15 protein-coding genes and 2 pseudogenes are annotated in these 21,200 nt (G+C 69.7%); 11 read left to right on the top strand and 6 right to left on the bottom strand.

What is annotated here, in order from left to right:
• Positions 1–1,299, bottom strand: a pseudogene (locus FUT87_RS14740) (heavy metal translocating P-type ATPase); the annotation flags it as partial.
• A 150-nt stretch (positions 1,300–1,449) separates the two neighbouring features.
• Here FUT87_RS14740 and FUT87_RS14735 point away from each other — a divergent pair.
• A complete protein-coding gene (locus FUT87_RS14735; protein WP_091720003.1) occupies positions 1,450–1,644 on the top strand; it encodes a heavy-metal-associated domain-containing protein in 195 nt (64 codons plus the stop codon).
• A gap of 15 nt (positions 1,645–1,659) precedes the next feature.
• Here the strand turns inward: FUT87_RS14735 and FUT87_RS14730 are convergent, their stop codons facing one another.
• Both FUT87_RS14730 and FUT87_RS14725 read right to left on the bottom strand, forming a co-directional pair.
• Positions 1,660–3,819, bottom strand: a complete 2,160-nt coding sequence (locus FUT87_RS14730; protein WP_147241499.1) for a xanthine dehydrogenase family protein molybdopterin-binding subunit — start codon at positions 3,817–3,819, stop codon at positions 1,660–1,662.
• Positions 3,820–3,821: 2 nt separating this feature from the next.
• Complete coding sequence (locus FUT87_RS14725; protein ID WP_217648365.1) at positions 3,822–4,292, bottom strand: (2Fe-2S)-binding protein; 471 nt, start codon at positions 4,290–4,292, stop codon at positions 3,822–3,824.
• Between the two features lie 506 nt (positions 4,293–4,798).
• On the opposite strand from FUT87_RS14725, the gene FUT87_RS14720 reads away from it, so the two are divergent.
• Both FUT87_RS14720 and FUT87_RS14715 read left to right on the top strand, forming a co-directional pair.
• Positions 4,799–7,552, top strand: coding sequence for a TonB-dependent siderophore receptor (locus FUT87_RS14720; RefSeq protein WP_186830551.1), 2,754 nt, complete (start codon positions 4,799–4,801; stop codon positions 7,550–7,552).
• 443 nt (positions 7,553–7,995) lie between these two features.
• Entirely contained in the window at positions 7,996–10,752 is a 2,757-nt protein-coding gene (locus FUT87_RS14715; RefSeq protein ID WP_186830550.1) for a TonB-dependent receptor, read from the top strand.
• A 150-nt stretch (positions 10,753–10,902) separates the two neighbouring features.
• On the opposite strand, the gene FUT87_RS14710 is transcribed toward FUT87_RS14715, so the two are convergent.
• From FUT87_RS14710 to FUT87_RS14700, 3 genes are all read right to left on the bottom strand, one after another.
• A complete protein-coding gene (locus tag FUT87_RS14710; protein WP_255511847.1) occupies positions 10,903–11,208 on the bottom strand; it encodes a type II toxin-antitoxin system RelE/ParE family toxin in 306 nt (101 codons plus the stop codon).
• Complete coding sequence (locus FUT87_RS28855; protein WP_186830549.1) at positions 11,189–11,455, bottom strand: hypothetical protein; 267 nt, start codon at positions 11,453–11,455, stop codon at positions 11,189–11,191. Before FUT87_RS28855 ends, FUT87_RS14710 begins: the two co-directional genes overlap by 20 nt.
• A gap of 137 nt (positions 11,456–11,592) precedes the next feature.
• The gene (locus FUT87_RS14700) at positions 11,593–12,372 is read right to left on the bottom strand and encodes a TetR/AcrR family transcriptional regulator (RefSeq protein WP_147241495.1); all 780 of its coding nucleotides are present in this window, start codon (positions 12,370–12,372) and stop codon (positions 11,593–11,595) included.
• Positions 12,373–12,603: 231 nt separating this feature from the next.
• Here FUT87_RS14700 and FUT87_RS14695 point away from each other — a divergent pair, with 231 nt between their 5' ends.
• The 8 genes and pseudogenes from FUT87_RS14695 to bioB all read left to right on the top strand — a co-directional run.
• Positions 12,604–14,211: a carboxyl transferase domain-containing protein gene (locus FUT87_RS14695; protein ID WP_147241494.1), complete on the top strand. Its 1,608-nt coding sequence runs from the start codon at positions 12,604–12,606 to the stop codon at positions 14,209–14,211.
• 34 nt (positions 14,212–14,245) lie between these two features.
• On the top strand, positions 14,246–14,800 hold the full coding sequence (locus FUT87_RS14690; protein WP_186830548.1) for a GNAT family N-acetyltransferase: 555 nt from the start codon (positions 14,246–14,248) through the stop codon (positions 14,798–14,800).
• On the top strand, positions 14,797–16,086 hold the full coding sequence (locus FUT87_RS14685; RefSeq protein ID WP_147241492.1) for a S9 family peptidase: 1,290 nt from the start codon (positions 14,797–14,799) through the stop codon (positions 16,084–16,086). The genes FUT87_RS14690 and FUT87_RS14685 overlap by 4 nt, the downstream gene beginning before the upstream one ends.
• A gap of 61 nt (positions 16,087–16,147) precedes the next feature.
• The gene (locus tag FUT87_RS14680; RefSeq protein WP_147241491.1) at positions 16,148–16,960 is read left to right on the top strand and encodes an enoyl-CoA hydratase/isomerase family protein; all 813 of its coding nucleotides are present in this window, start codon (positions 16,148–16,150) and stop codon (positions 16,958–16,960) included.
• 63 nt (positions 16,961–17,023) lie between these two features.
• Entirely contained in the window at positions 17,024–18,355 is a 1,332-nt protein-coding gene (gene bioA / locus FUT87_RS14675; RefSeq protein WP_147241490.1) for an adenosylmethionine--8-amino-7-oxononanoate transaminase, read from the top strand.
• On the top strand, positions 18,345–19,550 hold the full coding sequence (bioF, locus tag FUT87_RS14670; protein ID WP_147241489.1) for an 8-amino-7-oxononanoate synthase: 1,206 nt from the start codon (positions 18,345–18,347) through the stop codon (positions 19,548–19,550). Before bioA ends, bioF begins: the two co-directional genes overlap by 11 nt.
• Positions 19,547–20,305, top strand: a complete 759-nt coding sequence (bioD, locus tag FUT87_RS14665; RefSeq protein WP_147241488.1) for a dethiobiotin synthase — start codon at positions 19,547–19,549, stop codon at positions 20,303–20,305. Before bioF ends, bioD begins: the two co-directional genes overlap by 4 nt.
• Positions 20,302–21,018: pseudogene (bioB, locus tag FUT87_RS14660) on the top strand (biotin synthase BioB); the annotation flags it as partial. The gene bioD and the pseudogene bioB, both read left to right, overlap by 4 nt.
• Positions 21,019–21,200: the final 182 nt, after the last annotated feature.

The following is a 21,200-nucleotide window of genomic DNA, read 5'->3' as shown; positions in this document are numbered from 1 at the left end:
GCGTGCCGGTCTTGTCGAACACGACCAGGTCGACGCGCCGCGCCTGCTCCAGCGCCTCGGCATCCTTGATCAGCAGGCCGCGTCGCGCCGCGACGCCGGTGCCGACCATGATCGCGGCGGGCGTGCCAGTCCGAGCGCGCAGGGGCAGGCGATCACCAGCACCGCGACCGCATGGATCAGCGCGCGCTCCCAGTCGCCGCTCGCCAGACCCCAGCCCACCAGTGTGATGGCGGCGATCACCAGCACCGCCGGCACGAACACCGCGCTCACCTCGTCCACCAGGCGCTGGATCGGCGCCTTGTGCGCCTGCGCCGACTCGACCAGCCGCACGATGCGCGACAGCGTGGACTCGGCCCCCAGCGCGGTGACCTCGACCAGCAACAGGCCCTCGCCATTGACCGCGCCGCCGACGACGCGGTCGCCCTCGGCCTTCTCGACCGGCAGGCTCTCCCCGCTGATCAGCGATTCATCGACGTGGCCCGCGCCTTCGCGGATGCGGCCGTCGGCGGGAATGCGCTCGCCGGGGCGCACGACCATCAGGTCCCCCAGCCGGAGCTGCGCCAGCGGCACGTCGATCTCCCGCGGCGCGTCGGCCGGGCCGCGGCGCACGCGGGCGTGCTCGGGGCGCAGCTGCTTCAGCGCGGCGATGGCGCTGAGCGTCTGGCGCTTGGCGCGTCCCTCCAGCCACTTGCCCAGCAGCACCAGCGTGATCACCGCGGCGGCCGATTCGAAGTAAAGCGCGCCGCTCGCCGGTCCTTGCCGGAGCAGCTCGTAGACGCTCAGCCCGTAGGCGGCGCTGGTGCCGAGCGCGACCAGCAGGTCCATGTTGCCGCTGCGGTCCTTCAGTGCGGCCCAACCGGCGCGGTAGAAGCGCGCGCCCAGCCAGAACTGCACCGGCGTGGCCAGCACCAGCTGCCATCCGCCGGACAGCATCAGGTGCCCGCCCCAGAGCATCGCGACCATCGGCGCGATCAGCGGCAGCGTCAGCAGCGCCGCGACCAGCACCGGCCAGCCGGTGGCCGACCAGGGCGGCGGCGCGGGGGGCGCGTCGTCCTCGACGGCGAGCTGGCGGGCCTCGTAGCCGGCCTTGCCGATGGCCGCGACCAGCGCGGCCGCGTCCACGCCGGGCAGCAGCCGCACGGTGGCGGTCTCCAGTGCGAGGTTCACCTGGGCGTCCTCGACGCCGGGCACCTTGCGCAGCGCGCGCTCGACGCGGTTGACGCAGCTCGCGCAGGTCATGCCGGCGACGGCGAGCTGGAGCTCGCCGGCCGGCGCGGTGGGGGTGGGGGCGGTGTTCATGGCGGCAGTCTCAAGCTTGCCATGATGGGAAGGTCAAGGCCATGCCCCGGATGGGAGAAGCGTCATGCGGCGCTCGCCTTGACCCTGCCACGATGGCAAGGTTTAACCTTCGGGCCGTTCCTCCCGTTCCTTGTTTCCCAGGAGTTCCCCATGCATGAATTCAAGCTGCCCGACATGAGCTGCGGCCACTGCCTCGCCGCCGTGACCGAGGCCGTCAAGGAGGCCGACGCCAAGGCCGAGGTCGATGTCGACCTGCCGCAGAAGACGGTGCGGGTGGAAAGCGGCCTGAGCCGCGAGCAACTGGCCGGCGTGCTCAGCGAGGCCGGCTACCCGCCGGCCTCCTGAGTCCGCCGCGGGCGCTCAGGCCCGCTTCAGCGCCTCGCCGTCGAACGGCAGCTGGCGCAGCCGCTTGCCGGTGGCGGCGAAGATCGCGTTGGCCACGGCCGGCGCGATCGGCGGCGTGCCCGGCTCGCCGATGCCGCCGGGCGCCTCGCTGCTCTGCACGATGTGCACGTCCACCTTGGGCATCTCGTTCAGGCGCAGCACCGGGTAGTCGTGGAAGTTGCTCTGCTCGACCTTCCCGTCCTTGAAGGTGATGCGGCCATACAGCGCCGCGGACAGGCCGTAGACCACGGCGCCCTCGATCTGGCGGGCGATGGTCTGCGGGTTGACGGTCTGGCCGCAGTCCACCGCCGCGGTCACGCGATGCACCTTGATCGCACCGTCCTTGCTGACGGACACCTCGGCCACCTCCGCCACCCAGGTGCCGAAGCTCTCGGCCACCGCGATACCGCGGTGCCGGCCCTTGGGCAATGGACGGCTCCAGCCGGCCTTCTCCGCCGCGAGCAGCAGCACGCCGCGCGCGCGAGGATGCTTCTCCAGCAGCGCCAGGCGGTACTTCAGCGGATCGGCCTTGGCCGCGTGCGCGAGTTCATCGATGAAGCTCTCGATGAAGAACGCGTTCTGCGAATGCCCCACCGAGCGCCAGAACCACACCTGCGGGCCCGGCTCCGCGCGGCCGTAGGCGACGCGCTGATGCGGGATCTCGTAGGGATGGTCCGCCAGGCCCTCGACGGCCATCGCGTCGACGCCGTTGTCGGGGATCTTCATGAAGCCGGAGGCGGCCATGATGGACGGGCTCGCGACCTCGGCCCGCAGCATCAGCGGCTGGCCCTTGTCGTCGAGCCCGGCCTCGAAGCGCACGCGCGAAGTCGGGCGGTAGTAGCCCGCGGCCATGTCGTCCTCGCGGGTGTAGACCAGCTTCACCGGGCTGCCGCTGAGCTTGGACAGCAGCGTGGCGTCGATGGTGAAGTCCGGCGCGAAGCGGCGTCCGAAGCCGCCGCCCAGCAGCAGCGTGTTGACCTTGACCTTGGCCGGCGTGACCTGCGCGACCTGCGACAGGATGCCCTGCGCCGGTCCCTGGCTCTGCGTGCCGGCCCAGATCGTGACCTCGTCGCCGCGCACCCAGGCCAGGCAGTTCAGCGGCTCCATGCAGGCGTGGGCGAGGTAGGGCACGTCGTACTGCGCGGTCAGGCTACGCGCCGAATTGGCGCTGCCATCCTTGACGTTGCCGGTCTCGCGCGCGATCGCGCTGGGGTTCTGCAGGGCTTCGTCCAGCGTCGCCGAGACCTTGTCGGTGGACAGGTCCGCGTGCGCGCCCAGATCCCACTCGATGCCGAGCGCGTCGCGCCCCTGCTTCGCGGCCCAGTAGCGATCCGCCAGCACCGCCACGCCGGACGGGATCGCGATGACCTTGCGCACGCCCTTGATCGCCTTGGCCTTGCCCTCGTCGAAGGCCTTGGGCTTGGCGCCGGCGATCGGCGCGCGCGCCATCACCGCGACCAGCATGCCCTCGACGTGCGCGTCGATGCCGAACTTGGCGGTGCCGTTGATCTTGGCCGCGCTGTCCAGGCGGCGCGTGGGCTTGCCCATGATGCGGAAGTCCTTGCGGTCCTTCAGCACCGGCTTCTCGGGCACGGCCTGTTTCGCGGCGGCCTCGACCAGCGCGCCGTAGCCGAGCTGGCGGCCATTCGGGCCGATGACCTGGCCGCGCTCGGTTCGCAGCGACGCGGCATCCACGCCCCACTGCTGCGCCGCAGCCGCGACCAGCATCTGGCGTGCCGCCGCGCCGGCCTGGCGCACCGGCGTCCAGTGCGCGCGCACCGTCGTGCTGCCGCCGGTGGCCTGCATGCCGAACATCGGGTTGTTGTAGGCGGCGCTGGCCGGCGCCTGCTCGACCGAGACCAGCGCCCAGTCGGCGTCCAGTTCCTCGGCCACCATCATCGGGATGGCGGTCAGCACGCCCTGGCCCATCTCGGCCGAGCCGCAGACCACGGTGACCTTGCCGTCCGGCGTGATGCGCAGCCAGGCATTGGGTGCGAAGGTGTTGCTGGCGGGGGCCGAGGCGGCCTGTGCCAGCGCGGCGCGCGTCGTCGCCAGCGGCAGCGCGAAGGACAGGGTCAGCGCCGCGCCGGTCTTGAGCAGCCCGCGGCGGCTCGGGGATTCGACGGTGATGCCCATGATCAGCCTCCCTTCGCCAGCGTGGCCGAGGCGTCGTGGATCGCCGCCCGGATCTGGTTGTAGGTCCCGCAGCGGCAGACATTGCCGCTCATCGCGCCATCGATGTCCGCGTCGGTGGGCTTCTTCTTGCCGGCCAGCAGCGCGCAGGCGCTCATGATCTGGCCGCTCTGGCAATAGCCGCACTGCGGCACGTCGATCTTGAGCCAGGCCTTCTGCACCGCCCGGCCGGTGGGCGTGGCGGCCACGCCCTCGATCGTCGTGATCTTCTTGCCGGCCGCGGCCTCCAGCGGCGTCTGGCAGGCGCGCACCGGCTGGCCGTCCAGGTGGACGGTGCAGGCGCCGCACAGCGCCATGCCGCAACCGAACTTGGTGCCGGTCAGCTGCAGGTCCTCGCGCAGCGCCCACAGCAGCGGCATCTGCGGATCGGCATCAAGCGTCACCGCCTTGCCGTTCACGGTCATCGAAATGGACATGGGGGTTCCTCCTGGGGACGCCTGGGGCGGATCCGACGCGCCCGGTCCTTCGCGAAGGGGCCGGGTCTTGCGGCGGGGGTGCGCAAGGGTAGCGCTTTCGCTTCAAAACCGTGCAGGGACAGGTCTTGATGCCGCCTTCGAGGGTCAACCCGGCAGGGTTCACCCGCATGAGAGGGCGATGGGCGCACCCGAATGGTGCCGCTCACAGGCGGGAGGGTTTTCCCGTGCTTTGGGTGAGGTAACGGACCGTCCCCCATCCAAGTCAGCCCACTTTTGTAGCACTCGCGCGAGAAGCGCCCGGTTTTGCGAATAACGGACGGCGCGGCGTGAAGGTTTGTTGCTGATTTGCAATGGATGACGAGGGACAGAGGGGAGGCCCCTCCCCAGAATCCGCTCCCTCGCGCCCATCGGGTGATCCCCCGGGCGCGATCCGGTCCTGCTCGCGGGCACCGGTCTCCTCGGCCGATGCGACCCATCCGGCCTTTCATCAATTCGCAAGTGGAAGTATGAGAAAGAACAACCAGCTCTCCCTGTCCCTGAGCGCCGCCGCGGCGCTGCTGTGCTGCGCCCAGATCGCGCAAGCCCAGGCACAGGACACGACCCAGCTCCAGCGCGTCGAGGTGACCGGCTCCAACATCAAGCGCCTGGCGTCCGAAACCGCCTCGCCGGTGCAGGTCTACAACCGCGAGGAGATCCGTCGCACCGGCGCCAACACCGTGCGCCAGGTGCTGGACACGCTGACCTCGACCTCGAGCACCGAGATCCGCGACGACGGCAACACCTCCAGCTTCGCCTCCGGCGCGTCGGGCGTGTCGATGCGCGGCCTGGGCAAGGGCGCCACGCTGGTGCTGCTGAACGGCCGCCGCGTCGCCAACTTCGGCCTGGCCGACGGCGCCAAGGACACCTTCGTCAACGTCGACTCGATCCCGGCCGATGCCGTCGAGCGCGTGGAAGTGCTGAAGGATGGCGCCTCCGCCATCTACGGCTCGGACGCGATGGCCGGCGTGATCAACATCATCACGCGCCGCAGCTACAACGGCGTCGGCGCGTCCGCCAGCTACACCTTCAACGAGAACCCCAGCCTGGGCGCGCAGCGCCAGGCCAGCATCGTGGCCGGCTTCGGCGACCTCGAGAAGGACCGCTTCAACGTCTTCGTCAACATCGAGGCCTATCGCCGCGAGGGCTACACCGTGGCCGACGTCAAGGACGACTACCCCGCGTGGCACAAGTCCTTCTACCTGGCGTCCTTCGGCGACCCCAGCCTGAACTCCTACCCCGGCAACCTGCGCGTGGGCACCAACCGCGTGCCGGTGGCGGGCTGCACGACGCTGAATTCGGCCGGCCAGTGCGTGACCGACATCAACGGCCTGAATGCGGTCTCCGATCCGGCCAGGCGCGTGAACCTGTTCAGCGCCGCCCGCGCGAAGGTCACCGAGGACATCCAGGCCTTCGCCGAGCTGAGCTACTCCAAGACGACCACCGAGTACCTGACGGTGCCGATGGCCATCGGCGCCGGCGCCACCTCGCGCTGGTACGACGGCTACAACAAGGTGGCCCAGTCGGTGCCGCACCCGGTGCTGTCGGCCACCAACCCGGCCAACCCGACCGGCCAGCCGCGTGGCATCGACTACCGGTTCATGGATGACCCCAGCCTGTTCAACTACGACGGCACCGGCAAGCAGTACCGCGTGCTGACCGGTCTGCAAGGCACCTTCCGCGACATGGACTGGGAAGTCTCGGTCGGCCGCAATGCCGCCGAGGCGGAGAAGCTGGCCCGCTGGGGCTCGCGCGACCTGTTCGCGGCCGTCGAATCCGGCGAGTACAAGATCGGCGGCGGCAACAGCCGCGAGCTGCTCGAGCGCCTGTTCCCGGTCAACGGCTCCAAGGGCAAGAACCATCAGACCTGGGTGGATGCCAAGCTGAGCGGCGAGCTGATGCAGCTGCCGGGCGGTCCGCTGGCCTTCGCGCTGGGTGCCGAACACCGCCAGGAAGGCGTGTCGATCAAGTCGACCGACAACGTCCTGAAGGCGCAGATCGTGGGCCGCGGCTCGGTGCTGATCGACGGCGAGCGCAACCTCGACGCCGCCTTCCTGGAGCTGAACGCCCCGGTGTGGAAGGGCCTGGAGCTCAATGGCGCGCTGCGCTTCGACAAGGCCAGCGGCTTCGACGGCCGCGTCTCGCCGAAGCTGGGCGTGCGCTACGAGGTGTCGCCGCAGCTGCTGCTGCGCGGCACGGTGGCCGGCGGCTTCCGCGCGCCCAACATCCCCGAGACGCTGGGCCAGGTCGGCGTGACCGGCTTCTTCAACAACACGGTGGACCCGGCGCGCTGCGCGACCGCCACGGCCGTCAGCGACATCCTCAAGAAGGGCACGGCGGCCGACCAGGCCGACGCCGCGCTGGCCCTGGCCAGCGGCTGCCGCGCCTCGGTGCCGGCGATGATCTCGGCCAATCCCAACCTGAAGCCGGAAACGTCGAAGAGCATCACCCTGGGCTTCGTGTTCGAGCCGACCCGCAATGCGTCGATCGCCGTCGACTACTTCAAGATCGAGCGCAAGAACGAGATCAACTCGCGTGATCCGGACTATGTGCTGGAGCGCGAAGGCAAGCCCGGTTACGAGACCATGATCAGCCGCGCCACGCTGACCGCGCAGGAGCAGGCCTGGGTGGACCGCGCCAACCAGCTGTCGGGCGGTTCGCTGGCCTGGCAGGCCGGCCAGATCACCTCGCTGCTGCTGCAGTACGAGAACTTCGGCAAGACCGAGACCTCGGGCGTGGACATCGACGTCAAGGGCCGCGTGGCGGCGGGTTCGTTCGGCACGCTGAACCTGGGCGTGGCGGCGACCTACGCGCTGACCTACAAGGCGTGGGACATCGACGCGAACAAGTGGCGTCCCAACCAGGTCGGCATGTATGAGAACCCGCGCCTGAAGGCGGTGTTCTCGGCCTACTGGAACAAGGGCGACTGGACCACCGGACTGCGCTTCAACTACACGTCCCGCACCGCGCTGAACCGCGACGAGACCGACCTGGCCAGCTGGGGTGAGTCCGCGTGCCAGGCCCGCCTGAAGCCGGGCGCGCTGCCTTGCTACATCGACGAGGACCTGCGCACCGACTTCAGCCTGGGCTACACCGGCATCAAGAACCTGCGCCTGACGCTGAACATCAACAACCTGATGGGCGACGAGCGGCCGGTGAACCTGCGCGATGGCTACCGCGTCCGTCCGCGGAGCTACAAGATCGGCGCGTCCTACGACTTCTGATCAGAGCGCCCCGCGCGTTCCGGAAGGCCGCCGCCCGCGGCCTTCCAACCCTCGCGAAGCCCGGCTTGTCCGGGCTTTTTTTCGTCCTTTGCGGGAGCGACTCCATGACCTTTGGCATAGGTCATCCGCATGGCTTTTGGGATGAGGACTGCCGCGTCATGGTTATTCGTCCCACGTATCCGTAGTAGTCCCGCCTCCATTTAAGGGGGTTTCTGAGGATAGGGTTCCCCCGCATTTGACGCGTTCATCACGGGTTTCTTCTTATAGGTCTGTCGCATCTTTGCTGCGCGATGTAGCAAATGTTTTTGTTGGTGAGCCACACGTTTGCGTCACTGAAAAAATCGCGTCGCGCACCGCACCGGAGTTATCGATTCCGTGGCGCGCTGCGACGTCGGGAAGCAGCGCCATCACCGGGTGCGCCCCTTTTTCAAAAGAGGACCGTAATGTCTCGTCAACTGACCCACAGGGCGCTGGCACTGACCAGCATCGCGATTGCCAGCACGCTGGCCTGCGGCGTGGCCGTCGCGCAAGAGTCCAAGCAACTGGAGCGCGTCGAAGTCACCGGCTCCAACATCAAGCGCATCGACGCCGAAACGGTGTCGCCGGTGCAGATCATTTCGCGGGACCAGATCGAGCGGACCGGCCAGCCGACCGTGGCGGACGTGCTGCGCAACCTGCCGTCCAACACCGGCAGCCTGGGCGAGAGCTTCAGCAACAGCTTCGCCCCGGGCGCAGCTGGCTTCTCGCTGCGCGGTCTCGGCCAGAAGACGACGCTGGTGCTGCTGAACGGCCGCCGCGTCGCCGGCTATGGCTTCGCACAGAACCTGCAGGACACCTTCGTCGACCTGAACTCGATCCCCTCCGCGGCGGTCCAGCGCATCGACATCCTGAAGGACGGTGCCTCGGCCATCTACGGCTCCGACGCGATCGCCGGCGTGGTCAACATCATCCTGCGCAAGGACTACCAGGGCTTCGACATCTCGGCCTCCGGTGGCTTCTTCGAAGGCAAGAACGACTATCGCGTGACCGCCGCCGGCGGATTTGGCGACCTGGGAAGCGATGGCTACAACATCTTTGCCACGCTCGACTACTACAAGCGCGACCTGCTGCTGCAGAAGGACGTGGAGTTCACCGAGTCGCGCGACTTCCGCAAGTACGCCGGCGGCCGCAACTACCAGTCCCTGACTGGTGGCGGCACCTGGCGCGAAGTGGCGGCCAACGGCACGCTGACCAACAACTACCGCGCCATCAGCGACTGCAAGGGAACGGTCATCAACGGCCAGCAAGCCCTGGCGGCCGGCCTGATCAACCCGAACACCGCGGCCAACATCGCGATGACCGCGGCGTCCAACACGTACTGCATGCGTGACTTCAAGGACGAGTTCACCGCGCTGCCCGGCACCGAGCGCATCGGCCTGCTGACCCGCGGCACGAAGGTCTTCTCGCCCAATGCCACCGGCTACTTCGAACTGGGGCTGAGCCGTTCGGACACCACGCAGACCTTCCAGTCCGCGTCGTTCGTCAGCACCGGCCTGACCACGGTCGCCGGCCAGCTGCAGCCGTTCAGCTACACCGCCAATTTCGCCCCCGGCGTGGCGGGCAACCCCTTCTCCAATCGCGCCCGCTATGTCGGCGTGCTCAATGACATGGGCACCCGCGACAACGAGATCCGCTCGGACTCGCTGCGCGCGGTGGCTGGCGTCAGCTACACCATCGGCAGCTGGGATTTCGACAGTGCGGTCGGCTACTCCAGCACCGACACCACCTCGAAGAACCTGAACCGCCTGACCCTGGCCGGAACCTCCGCCGCCTTCGGCATTCCGACCAGCGCGCAGCCGCCGGTGCCGCTGTCCAGCGCATCGAGCTACAACCTCGACAAGTGGACGACCAACAGCCAGGCGGTCCGTGACAGCATGCGCGGCAACTTCGACCGCAAGTCCAAGTCGGAGATGACCTTCGTCGACACGAAGGCCAACACCACGGTCGGTCAGATGGCCGGTGGCGACATCGGCTTGGCGATCGGCGCCGAGTTCCGTGAAGAGAAGCTGAAGGACACGCCCGCGGAGATCGCCGCCAGCGGCGGCATCATCGGCCAGGGCATCACCGCCACCAACGGTCGTCGCGACAACATCTCGCTGTTCTCCGAGATCTCGATGCCCTTCACCAAGAAGCTGGAGGTGCAGGCCGCGATTCGCTATGACAAGTACAGCGACTACGGCACGTCGACCACGCCCAAGCTGGGTGCGAAGTTCCAGGCCCTGGACAGCCTGCTGTTCCGCGCCAACTGGGGCAAGGGCTTCCGTGCGCCGACGCTGCCGGAGATCTCGCCGTCGGCCGCCTCGTTCTTCCAGTCCGTGATCGACCCGCAGGACGGCGTGACCCGCCAGATCTCCGGCGTGTTCGCGGGCAACCCCAACCTGAAGGCGGAGAAGTCCACGAGCACGACCATCGGTTTCGTGTTCGAGCCGACCAAGAACTTCAACTTCGGCGTGGATTTCTACAAGATCAACTGGCGCAACGTGGTGGCATCGCGGAACTTCCAGGACATCCTGGATGAGTCCTGCCCGAACGGCGGCACCGGCGCGGATCCGACGCAGCCGAACTGCCCGTCGACGCCCACGATCATTCGCGACGGCAATCCGCAGACCAACCAGATCATCACGATCCTGTCGAACTACGAGAACCTGTCTTCGCGCAAGACCAGTGGCGTGGACATCGACGGCACGCTGCGCGTTCCGACCAGCCTGGGCAAGTTCACGTTCCGCGGCAACCTGATCTACGTCAGCTCCTTCAAGGAAGACGGCGTGCAGGTGGTGGGCACGAACGGCGGTGCGAACACGATCCCGCGCATCCGCGCCGGTTTCTCGACCGACTTCGACTACGGCCCCTGGTCGGTCACCGCCGGCCTGAACTACACGCACCATGTGCGTCAGGAACTGCTGGCCGCGAGCTACTTCACGCCGCAGGATCCGCGCTTCCAGACCGGTGTGTTCCCGACCCATGTCCGCTCGAACACCACGATGGACCTGTTCGGCCGCTACGCCATCACGAAGCAGCTGACGGCCAGCGTGTCGGTCCTGAACGTGTTCAACCGCATGCCTCCGCATGACCCGGGCTTCAGCAGCACCTCGCTGTACGACTTCAGCCTGTACGACACCCGTGGCCGCCAGTTCCGCGCCACGCTGAGCTACTCGCTGTGATCTGAGCGTTTCGCAGGGACGCCGGCGGCCTCGCCCGCCGGCCCCTGGCCTCCAACCACAAGGGCCTTCGGGCCCCTTCTTTTTTGGTGATCGCGCTCGACGTCGCTCAGCGTCGGCGGCACGCCGCCGGCAACGGTCTTGTGAGAGCTCTCAGGAGGTCGGCTGCGGCAGATGCGGCCAATTGCGTCGTGCATGAACGACGTCCACGACCTGCACGGCGTCCGGGGTGATGCGATAAGGCACGACATAGTTCGCGGTCACCACGATCTCGCGCAGGCCCTCGACCCGCGCCGAGGCGCGGTACAGGTTGGGGAAATCCGTCACGAGCTTGAGACGCTTGCAGATCTCGCCGAACAGCTCCTTGGCCGCGTCGAGGTTGTGCTCGCCAATGTGCTCCAGGACCACGCGCATGCTCTCCACGGCCTGGATGCGCCAATCAAGCTGCCTTGCTGACATGGCGCACCTCCAACTCGGAAAGGAACTGCGAAGTCGCCGCCACCAGTTTCGCATGAGAGATCGGGGGGCGAGGGTCCTCGAGGGAGCGGCGAATGCGCTCCCGGTACCACTCGTCCCACGCCTCCTGATCGAACTGGTCCTCGTCGAGGCCGGGGCGGAGCCCACCTGGCGAGGTCGGTGGGTGCTGGGCGGGCGCAGGATGAGCGGCGGCAAGCGCATCTGCGGCGAGGCGGGGCTGGTCATTCACGATGTGTCACTCCAGGAATCGACTCGAAAGCCGGAGCAGCCATCGTGGCCGAATCGTGTTGCTCGCGCCATGACTCGAACTGCTGCGCGTTTGACCCTCTCGAGTCTTGCGCTGGGGCGCTGACTGGCCGTCAAGCCTCAGCCCTCGCCCTCGTCCCCCGCCTCGGCGAGCGCCTGCGCCACGCGCGCCTTCATGCGCCGCAGCGCCTTGAGCTCCTGGTCCGGCGCCTGCAGCGCCGGCCACAGCAGCGAGACCAGGTCGCGCGCCGCGGCGTCCACCTGGATCTGCCGGCCCGCGATGATCACCTCCCACAGCATGTGCTCCATCGGCCCGAAGACCAGCGAGCGCAGCAGCCGCAGCGGAATGTCCTGCCGCACCTCGCCCTGCGCCTGGCCGCGCGCCAGCAGGTCCATCAGCGGCGCCGTGTAGCGCCGCTGCAGGTCCACGAAGGCCGCGCCGAAGTCCTGGCCCTCGCCGCGCGTCACCGGCGCCTCGCGCTTGCGGCCTTCCGACAGCACCAGTTCGCACAGCCCCGTGCCCTGGATCAGGAACAACCGCAGGTGCGTGTGCACGACGAATTCCAGCTGGTCCCGGATCGGCCGGCCTCGCGGTAGCCCCGACTCGATCGCGTCGATGATCTCGTCGTACCAGTCGCCGATCACCCGCATGCACAGCTCGCGCTTGCCGCGGAAGTAGGTGAAGACCGTCGCCTCGGAGATCCCCAGTCGCTGCGCGATCTCCGTCGTCGTCGCGCGCTCGTAGCCGCGTTCGGCGAACACCACCCGGCTCTCGCGCAGGATGTCCCGCACCCGTTGCTCGGCCTTGGCGCCCACCGGCGAGCGGCGCCGCGCCGGCAGCGCGGCGGCCGACGCCGGAATGGCGCCGGCATCGGGGCGGAGGGGGGCGGAGGCGCTCATGAGGGGCGGATTCTCCCGATTTATTGAGCCCGACTCAAGTGGGCGGTTTCCGCGGCCGGACATCTGGCGGCGCCTTGAGTTTCTCGCGTATGCTTCGCGCCTTGCGCCGGCCCGGCGATCCCGGGCGGCGGCGCCCCACCAGCGCTCGCTCCACAGAATTGAGCGCGGCTCATATGAGCGTTTCTGCGGCCATGCCGGCCGTTGAGCGCAGATGCCCGGAGACACCTCACCATGCCCCAGCTGTCCACCAAGCTCAACGCCCGCTCGGCCGACTTCAAGGCCAACGCGGACGCGATGCGCGGCCTGATCGACGACCTCAACGCCCGGCTGGCGAAGATCGCCGAAGGCGGCGGCGAGGCCGCGCGGGCCAAGCACGTCGGGCGCGGCAAGCTGCTGCCGCGCGACCGCGTCGAGATGCTGCTGGATCCGGGCACGCCCTTCCTGGAACTGGCCCCGCTGGCGGGCCTGGACATGTATGACAACGCCGCGCCGGGCGGCGGTGTGATCGCCGGCATCGGCCGCGTCTCGGGTGTCGAGTGCGTGATCGTCTGCAACGACGCCACCGTCAAGGGCGGCACCTACTACCCGATCACCGTCAAGAAGCACCTGCGCGCGCAGGAGATCGCGGACCAGAACCGCCTCCCGTGCATCTACCTGGTCGATAGCGGCGGTGCCAACCTGCCCAACCAGGACGAGGTCTTCCCGGACCGCGACCACTTCGGCCGCATCTTCTTCAACCAGGCCAATCTCTCGGCCAAGGGCATCCCGCAGATCGCCGTGGTGATGGGCTCCTGCACCGCCGGCGGCGCCTACGTGCCGGCGATGAGCGACGAGACCGTCATCGTCAAGAACCAGGGCACGATCTTCCTGGGCGGCCCGCCGCTGGTGAAGGCCGCCACCGGCGAGGTGGTCAGCGCCGAGGACCTGGGCGGCGGCGATGTCCACACGCGCCTGTCCGGCGTGGCCGACCACCTGGCCGAGAACGACACCCACGCGCTGGCGATCGCGCGCCAGTCGGTGGCCCGCCTCAACTGGCGCAAGCAGGGCGAGCTGCTGACCCAGCCGCCCAAGCCGCCCGCCTACGACCCGGCCGAGCTGCACGGCGTGATCCCGACCGACACGCGCAAGCCCTTCGACGTGCGCGAGGTCATCGCCCGCATCGTCGATGGCAGCGAGTTCGATGAATTCAAGGCCCGCTATGGCAACACGCTGGTCTGCGGCTTCGCCCACATCGAGGGCATGCCGGTGGGCATCGTCGCCAACAACGGCATCCTTTTCGCGGAGAGCGCCAACAAGGGCGCCCACTTCATCGAGCTGTGCTGCCAGCGCAAGATCCCGCTGGTGTTCCTGCAGAACATCACCGGCTTCATGGTCGGCCGCAAGTACGAGAACGAGGGCATCGCCCGCGCCGGCGCCAAGATGGTGACGGCGGTGGCCTGCGCGCAGGTGCCCAAGTTCACCGTGATCATCGGCGGCAGCTTCGGCGCCGGGAACTACGGCATGTGCGGCCGCGCCTATTCGCCGCGTTTCCTCTGGATGTGGCCCAACGCCCGCATCTCGGTGATGGGCGGCGAGCAGGCCGCGTCGGTGCTGGCCACCGTCAAGCGCGACGGCATCGAGGCCAAGGGCGGCCAGTGGTCCGCCGACGAGGAAGAGGCCTTCAAGGCGCCGATCCGCCAGCAGTACGAGGACCAGGGCCATCCGTACTACGCCAGCGCCCGCCTGTGGGACGACGGCGTCATCGATCCGGCCGACACCCGCCGCGTGCTGGCGCTGGGCCTGTCGGCTGCGCTGAACGCCGAGATCCCCGAGACGAAGTTCGGCGTGTTCCGGATGTAAGGTCCGGGCTCCGACCGCTGCCCACGCTCCGATGATGACCGCCATCACCCTGCGACCGCTTGCCGCCACCGATTCGATCGAGGCGCTGACCGCGCTGCTGCACGCCTCCTATGCGTCGCTGGCGGCGCAGGGCTGGAACTTCACGGCGGTGAACCAGAGCGTGCAGACCACCCGCGAGCGGGTCGAGGCCGGCCAGGCCTTCGTGGCGCTGAGCGCTTCGGGCGAGCTCGTGGGCACGGTGACCATCGCGCCGCCGAAGCGGCCCGATGGGCGCTACCTCGGCGACCCGGTGCCGGACTGCTACACGCAGCCCGACACGGCGATCCTGGCGCAGCTGGCGGTGCATCCGGCGTGCCGCGGCCAGGGCGTGGCCGAGCGGTTGATGGACCTCGCCGAGGACTGGGCGCATGCGCAGGGCTACGCGCACGTCGCGCTCGATACGGCCGTTCCTGCTGAGGCCCTGCGCCGCCGCTACGAGCGCCGCGGCTACGCGAGGATCGGCGACGTGCAGTGGGCCGGCAAGACCTATCGCAGCGTGCTGATGCGCAAGGCGCTCGGCCCCACGGCGTCGACGGAGGTCCAGCCATGAGCGTCAAGCACCGCACGATCCTCGATGGCACCGGCACCGGCACGGGAAGGGGCACGTCGCGCCTCGCCGCGCTGGCCCTGGCGACCGTGCTCGGAGGCGGACTCGCCCTCGGCGTGCCGTCCACCGCGCGCGCGCAGGACGCGACCACCGGCGACCTGCCGCCCGCGGCCTCCGCGACCGGCTCGCCGCCCCGACTGGCCAACGACATCCGCGAAGCGGTGATCCGCGTGCCGGTCTCGGTCGAGAACCACCAGGGCCGCCGCATCGACGCCGAGCTGATCGTGACGACCTTCCGCCCGGCCGGTCCCGGGCCGTTCCCGCTGGCGGTGCTGAATCATGGCCGGCCGGTCTCCGAGCAGGACCGGGCGGCGATGAAGCGCCAGCGCCTGGAAGGCGCCGCGCGCTTCTTCGTGCGCAAGGGATTCGCCGTGGCCGTGCCCACGCGCATCGGCTACGGCGAGCTGGCGGGCGCCGGCGATCCCGAATCCAGCGTCCGCTGCGACGCGCCGCGCTATGAGGCCGCCGCCGCCGCCGCGGCTGCGCAGGTGGCCGCGGTGGTGCGCCACATGCAATCGGCCGCCGACATCGACGCCAGCCGCGTCGTGCTGGCCGGCCAATCGCTGGGCGGCTTCGCCACGATGGCCGCGACCGGCGAACGGCTGCCCGGTGTCGTTGCGGCGATCGACTTCGCCGGGGGCCACGGCGGCAATCCCGACACCCACACCGGCGAGCCCTGCCGGCCCGACGAGCTCGCCCGCCGCTTCGCCGACTTCGGCCGGCGCGCCGCGCAAGGCGGCCACCCGGTGCCGACGCTGTGGGTCTTCACCGAGAACGACCGCTTCATCGCACCTCGCTACCAGGAGCGCTGGTCCGCGGCCTACCGCGACGCCGGTGGGCTGGCGCAGACGCGGCTCATGCCCGCCTTCGGCGAGGACGGTCACCAGCTCTTCGCCAAGGGCAACGACGTCTGGCAACCGGTCGTCGACGAATTCCTCAAGCCGCTCGGCTTCCCCATCCCTGGCGCGCTGCGGGTGGCCGGCGTCGGCAGCAGCGCGGTGGAGGACACGGCCGCGTTGCCGGCCGACGGCCGCATCGTCAACGGTTATCGCAAGTTCCTGGCGGCCAGGGAGCCGCGCGCCTTCGCCACCAACGGCAGCCACTGGGGCCTGGCCGTCGGCGACGACGCCGCATCGCGCGCGCTCGCGCTGTGCGACCAGTTCACCGATGGCGAGGAGCGCTGCCGCCTCTACGCCATCAACCGGACCATCGTCTGGAGCGCCCCGTGAGCCCCGGCCCGTGCGTCACCGCCATCGCCATCGCCATCGTCCCTCCGCATCGATCATCGCCATGACCTCGACCGACCTGAACCCGACCACGCTGCGCGTCGAGCGCTCCGGCCCGCAAGGCGCCGTGGCGCGCGTCACGCTGAACCGCCCGGACGTGCGCAACGCCTTCAACGACACCGTCATCGGCGAGCTGACCGCGGTGTTGGAGGCCCTGGGCGCCGATCCGTCGCTGCGCGCGATCGTGCTGGCCGCCGAGGGCAAGGCCTTCTGCGCCGGCGCCGACCTCAACTGGATGAAGGCGATGGCCGGCTACAGCTGGGACGAGAACCACGCCGACGCCGGCCGCCTCGCCCACATGCTGTGGACGCTCTACCGCTGCCCGGTCCCGGTCATCGCGCGCGTGCAGGGCGACGTCTACGCCGGTGGCGTGGGCCTGGTGTCGGTCTGCGACATCGTCGTCGCCAGCGAGGCCGCCGGCTTCTGCCTCTCCGAAGCCAAGCTCGGCCTGCTGCCCGCCACCATCGGTCCCTACGTGGTGCGCGCGCTGGGCGAGCAGGCCTCGCGCCGCTACTTCGTCACCGCCGAGCGCTTCTCCGCCGCCGAGGCCCATCGCCTGGGCCTGGTGCATGAACTGGCCGCCGACGCCGAGGCGCTCGATGCGAAGGTCGACGCGCTGGTCGCGTCGCTGCTGGCCAACGGCCCGGCCGCGGTGCGCGCCTGCAAGCGCCTGGTGCAGGACGTGGCCCACGCGCCCATCACCGAGACGCTGCGCGACGACACCGCGCGCCGCATCGCCGACATCCGCGCCAGCGCCGAAGGGCGCGAGGGCGTGCAGAGTTTCCTGTCCAAGGGCAAGCCGTCATGGCTGGCCTGACGGACGCGTCGCGATCGCCCCGCTCGAGCGCCGCGCCGCTGTTTCCCAAGAGCTGAGTTCCGAATGTCTGAAGCAGTACGACAAGACTGGCAGCGCCGCAGCCTCGCGGCGGTCTGGCACCCGTGCACGCAGATGGCGCGCGCGCAGGACGTGCCGCCCCTGCCGATCGCCCGCGGCGAGGGCCCCTGGTTGATCGACCACGAGGGCCGCCGCTATTTCGACGCCAACAGCTCGTGGTGGGTCAACCTGTTCGGCCACGCCGACCGGGCCCTCAACGACGCGATCAAGCAGCAGCTCGACACGCTGCCGCACGTGATGCTGGCCGGCTGCACGCACGAGCCGGCCGTGCGCCTGGCCGAGCGTCTGTCGGCGCGCACCGGCGGCGCGCTGGGCCATCTCTTCTTCGGCAGCGACGGCGCCTCGGCGGTCGAGATCGCGCTCAAGCAGAGCTTCCACAGCTGGCGCAACCGCGGCCGCGCGGACAAGCGCGAGTTCGTCTGCCTGCGCAACGGTTATCACGGCGAGACCATCGGCGCGCTCGCGGTCACCGACGTCGCGATCTTCCGCGACGCCTACGACCCGCTGCTGATGCGCAGCCACATCGTGGCCTCACCCGACCAGCGCCTGGGCAACGAGGCGCAGGCGCTCGGCGACATGCGCGCACTGCTCGCCGGGCGGCATGAGCACATCGCCGCCGTCATCGTCGAGCCGCTGGTGCAGGGCGCGGCCGGCATGTCGATGTACGCGCCGTCCTACCTGAAGGCGATGCGCGCGCTGTGCACCGAGTTCGAGGTGCACCTGATCGCGGACGAGATCGCGGTCGGCTGCGGCCGCACCGGCACCTTCTTCGCCTGGGAGCAGACCGGGCCGGCCACGAAGGCCGACTGGCCCGACTTCCTGTTGCTGTCCAAGGGCATCACCGGCGGCACCATGGCGCTGTCGCTGGTGCTGACCACCGACGAGGTCTACCAGGCCTTCTGGTCGCAGGACGTGACGCGCGGCTTCCTGCACTCGCACAGCTACACCGGCAATCCGCTGGCCTGCGCCGCGGCCAACGCGGTGCTGGACCGCTTCGACGCGGGCCAGCTCGAACGCAACCAGCAGCAGGCCGCGTGGCTGGCCGAGGCCTTCGCGCCGCTGGCGGCCGATCCGCGCATCACGCACCTGCGTCAGCGCGGCATGATCCTGGCCTTCGACATCAACCCGGCGACGACCGTGCCGGTCGAGCGCTTCGCCGAGAAATTCCACCTCGCCGCGCGCCGGCACGAGTTGCTGATCCGCCCGATCGGCCAGACCGTGTACCTGATGCCGCCTTACCTGATCGACGAGCCCGCCGCGAAGTTCCTCGCGGCGGCCGTGGCCGCAACGCTGGAGGAGGTGGTCCATGTTGCTTGATCACCTGCAAGCCAAGCTGGACGCGATCCGCGCCCAGGACCTGACGCGCTTCACCCGCATCGCCGAGACCGGCACCGCGCCGCGCCAGACGGTGCGAGGCGCCGACGGCGTCGCGCGCGAGCTGACGATGTTCTGCAGCAATGACTACCTGGGCCTGGCCGCGCATCCGGCGGTGACCGCCGCGCTGGTGGAAGGCGCGCAGGTGTATGGCGGCGGCTCCGGCGCATCGCCGCTGGTCAGCGGGCATTCGCGGGCGCACCACGAGGTCGAGGCGCTGCTGGGCCGCTGGTTCGAGCCGCACATCCCCGAGGCCAAGGCGATCGGCTTCTGCACCGGCTACATGGCCAACCTCGCGGTCGTGACTGCACTGGGCGATGCCGACGCGGAGATCATCAGCGAGGCGCTGAACCATGCCTCGCTGATCGATGGCACGCGGCTGGCCAAGGCCAGGGTGTCGCGCTACGCGCATTGCGATGTCGAGGACCTGCGCGCGCAGCTCGGCGCGAGCAGCGCGCGCATCAAGCTGATCGTCACCGATGCGGTCTTCAGCATGGACGGCGACATCGCGCCGCTGCCCGCGCTGCTGCAGGCCGCCGAGGACTTCGACGCCTGGCTGATCGTCGACGACGCCCATGGACTGGGCGTGCTCGGCGAGACCGGTGTCGGCACGCTGGAACACTTCCGGCTGCGCAGCGAGCGGCTGATCCTGGTGGGCACGCTGGGCAAGGCGGCGGGGCTGGCGGGCGCCTTCGTCGTCGCGCATCGGACGGTCACCGACTACCTGCTGCAGGCGGCTCGCAACTACATCTTCTCGACCGCCTCGCCGCCGGCGGTGGAGCACGCGCTGCTCACCAGCCTCGACCTGATCCGCGGCGAGGTCGGTGCGCAGCGCCGCGCCGCGCTGCGCGCCCTGCAGGCCCGGTTGCGCGCCGGCATCGGCGCGCTGCTCGAGCGCCATCCGACGCTCACCTGGACGCTGGCCGACTCGCAGACGCCGATCCAGCCGCTGATCGTCGGCGGCAATGCCGAGGTGATGGCGCTGGCCGCCGCGCTGGAGCGCGAGGGCCTGCGCGTGCCGGGCATCCGGCCGCCGACGGTGCCCAAGGGCGAGGCGCGGCTGCGCATCACGCTGTGCGCGACCCACAGCGAGGCTGACGTCGACCGGCTGCTCGCCGCGCTGGAGGCCTGCGCATGACCCCGTCTCCGAAAGCCCTGGCACCGAACCCGGCCACGACGCCGCATCCGCTGCATGGCTTCTTCATCACCGGCACCGACACCGAGATCGGCAAGACCTGCATCACCGCCGGCCTGACGCGTGCCTTCGACGACCTGGGCCGCTACGTCACGCCGATCAAGTCGCTGGCGGCCGGCCAGGCGCAGGACGCCGACGGCGCCTGGGTCAACGAGGACGTCGCCTTGCTGCACGCCGCGCAGCGCCAGGGCATGACGATGGACGAGGTCGGCCCGCTGCAGTTCCGCGAGCCCTGCGCGCCGCACATCGCCGCGCGGCTGGAGGGCCGCGCGATCGACCGTCTGGCGCTGCTGACGGCGATCCGGCGCTCGGCGGCCAAGGGCGACTTCGCGCTGATCGAAGGCGTCGGCGGCTTCCGCGTGCCGCTCACCGACGACTGGGACACGGCCGACCTGGCCGTCGACCTGGCGATGCCGGTGGTGCTGGTCGTCGGCCTGCGGCTGGGCTGCATCAACCATGCGCTGCTGACAGCCGAAGCCATCCTCGCGCGCGGACTGCGCCTGGCCGGCTGGGTCGCCAACACCGCCGACCCCCACCAGGCTCATGTGGCGGACAATCTGGCCGCCTTGCGCGCCGGCCTCGACCAGGCCCTGGGCGCGCCGTGCTGGGGCCATGTGCCCCGCCTTCCCGATCCCTCTCCCGCGGCCGTGGCCGCGCACCTGCAGCAAGCGCTGCTGCTGAACGCCTTGAAAGCATGACGATGAAGCAGACCGTCAACCAGATCCAGACGCTGACCCCGACCACCGACGAACTGCGTCGCAACGCCAAGCCCTGGACCGTCAACGAGATCGCCGCGCTGTTCGAGCTGCCGTTCAACGACCTGCTGTTCCGCGCGCAGCAGGTCCACCGCGAGCACTTCGACCCGAACGCGGTGCAGCTGTCCACGCTGCTGTCGATCAAGACCGGCGGCTGCGAGGAGGACTGCAAGTACTGCCCGCAATCCGCGCATTTCGACACCGGCCTGAAGGCCGAGAAGCTGATCCCGCTCGAGGAAGTGATGGAAGCCGCCCGCGCCGCCAAGGCCAATGGCGCGACCCGCTTCTGCATGGGCGCGGCCTGGCGCTCGCCCAAGGAGCGCCACCTGGAGGCGATTGGCGAGATGATCACCGAGGTCAAGGCGCTGGGCCTGGAGACCTGCCTGACGGCCGGCATGCTGGGCGACGGTCAGGCCGAGCAGCTGCGCGAGGCGGGCCTGGACTACTACAACCACAACCTGGACACCTCGCCCGAGTTCTACGGCCAGATCATCACCACGCGCACCTACCAGGACCGTCTGGACACGCTGGAGCGCGTGCGCGGCGTGGGCCTGAAGGTGTGCTCGGGCGGCATCGTCGGCATGGGCGAGACGCGCCGCCAGCGCGCCGGCCCGCCGCCAGGCGCGTTGCCAAGCCCGTTCCCGAGCGCTTTGCCAAACACGTCGTGTCGCGTGTCCCATGCCGTCCTCCGTCCTTCAAGCGCGTGCCGCCACAGTGCGCGGCGCCGCTGAAGCGCTCCTGAAGCGGTGCTGAAGGGCGGCTGAAGGCGGGGTCGGGACTTCCCCGCGGACTGCGAGCGGACGCTGGCCCTCACCCCGCCCTCTCCCGCAAGCGGGAG

It is taken from the genome of Mitsuaria sp. TWR114, from assembly GCF_007997345.1.
This window is presented reverse-complemented; position numbering and strand designations above follow the sequence as displayed.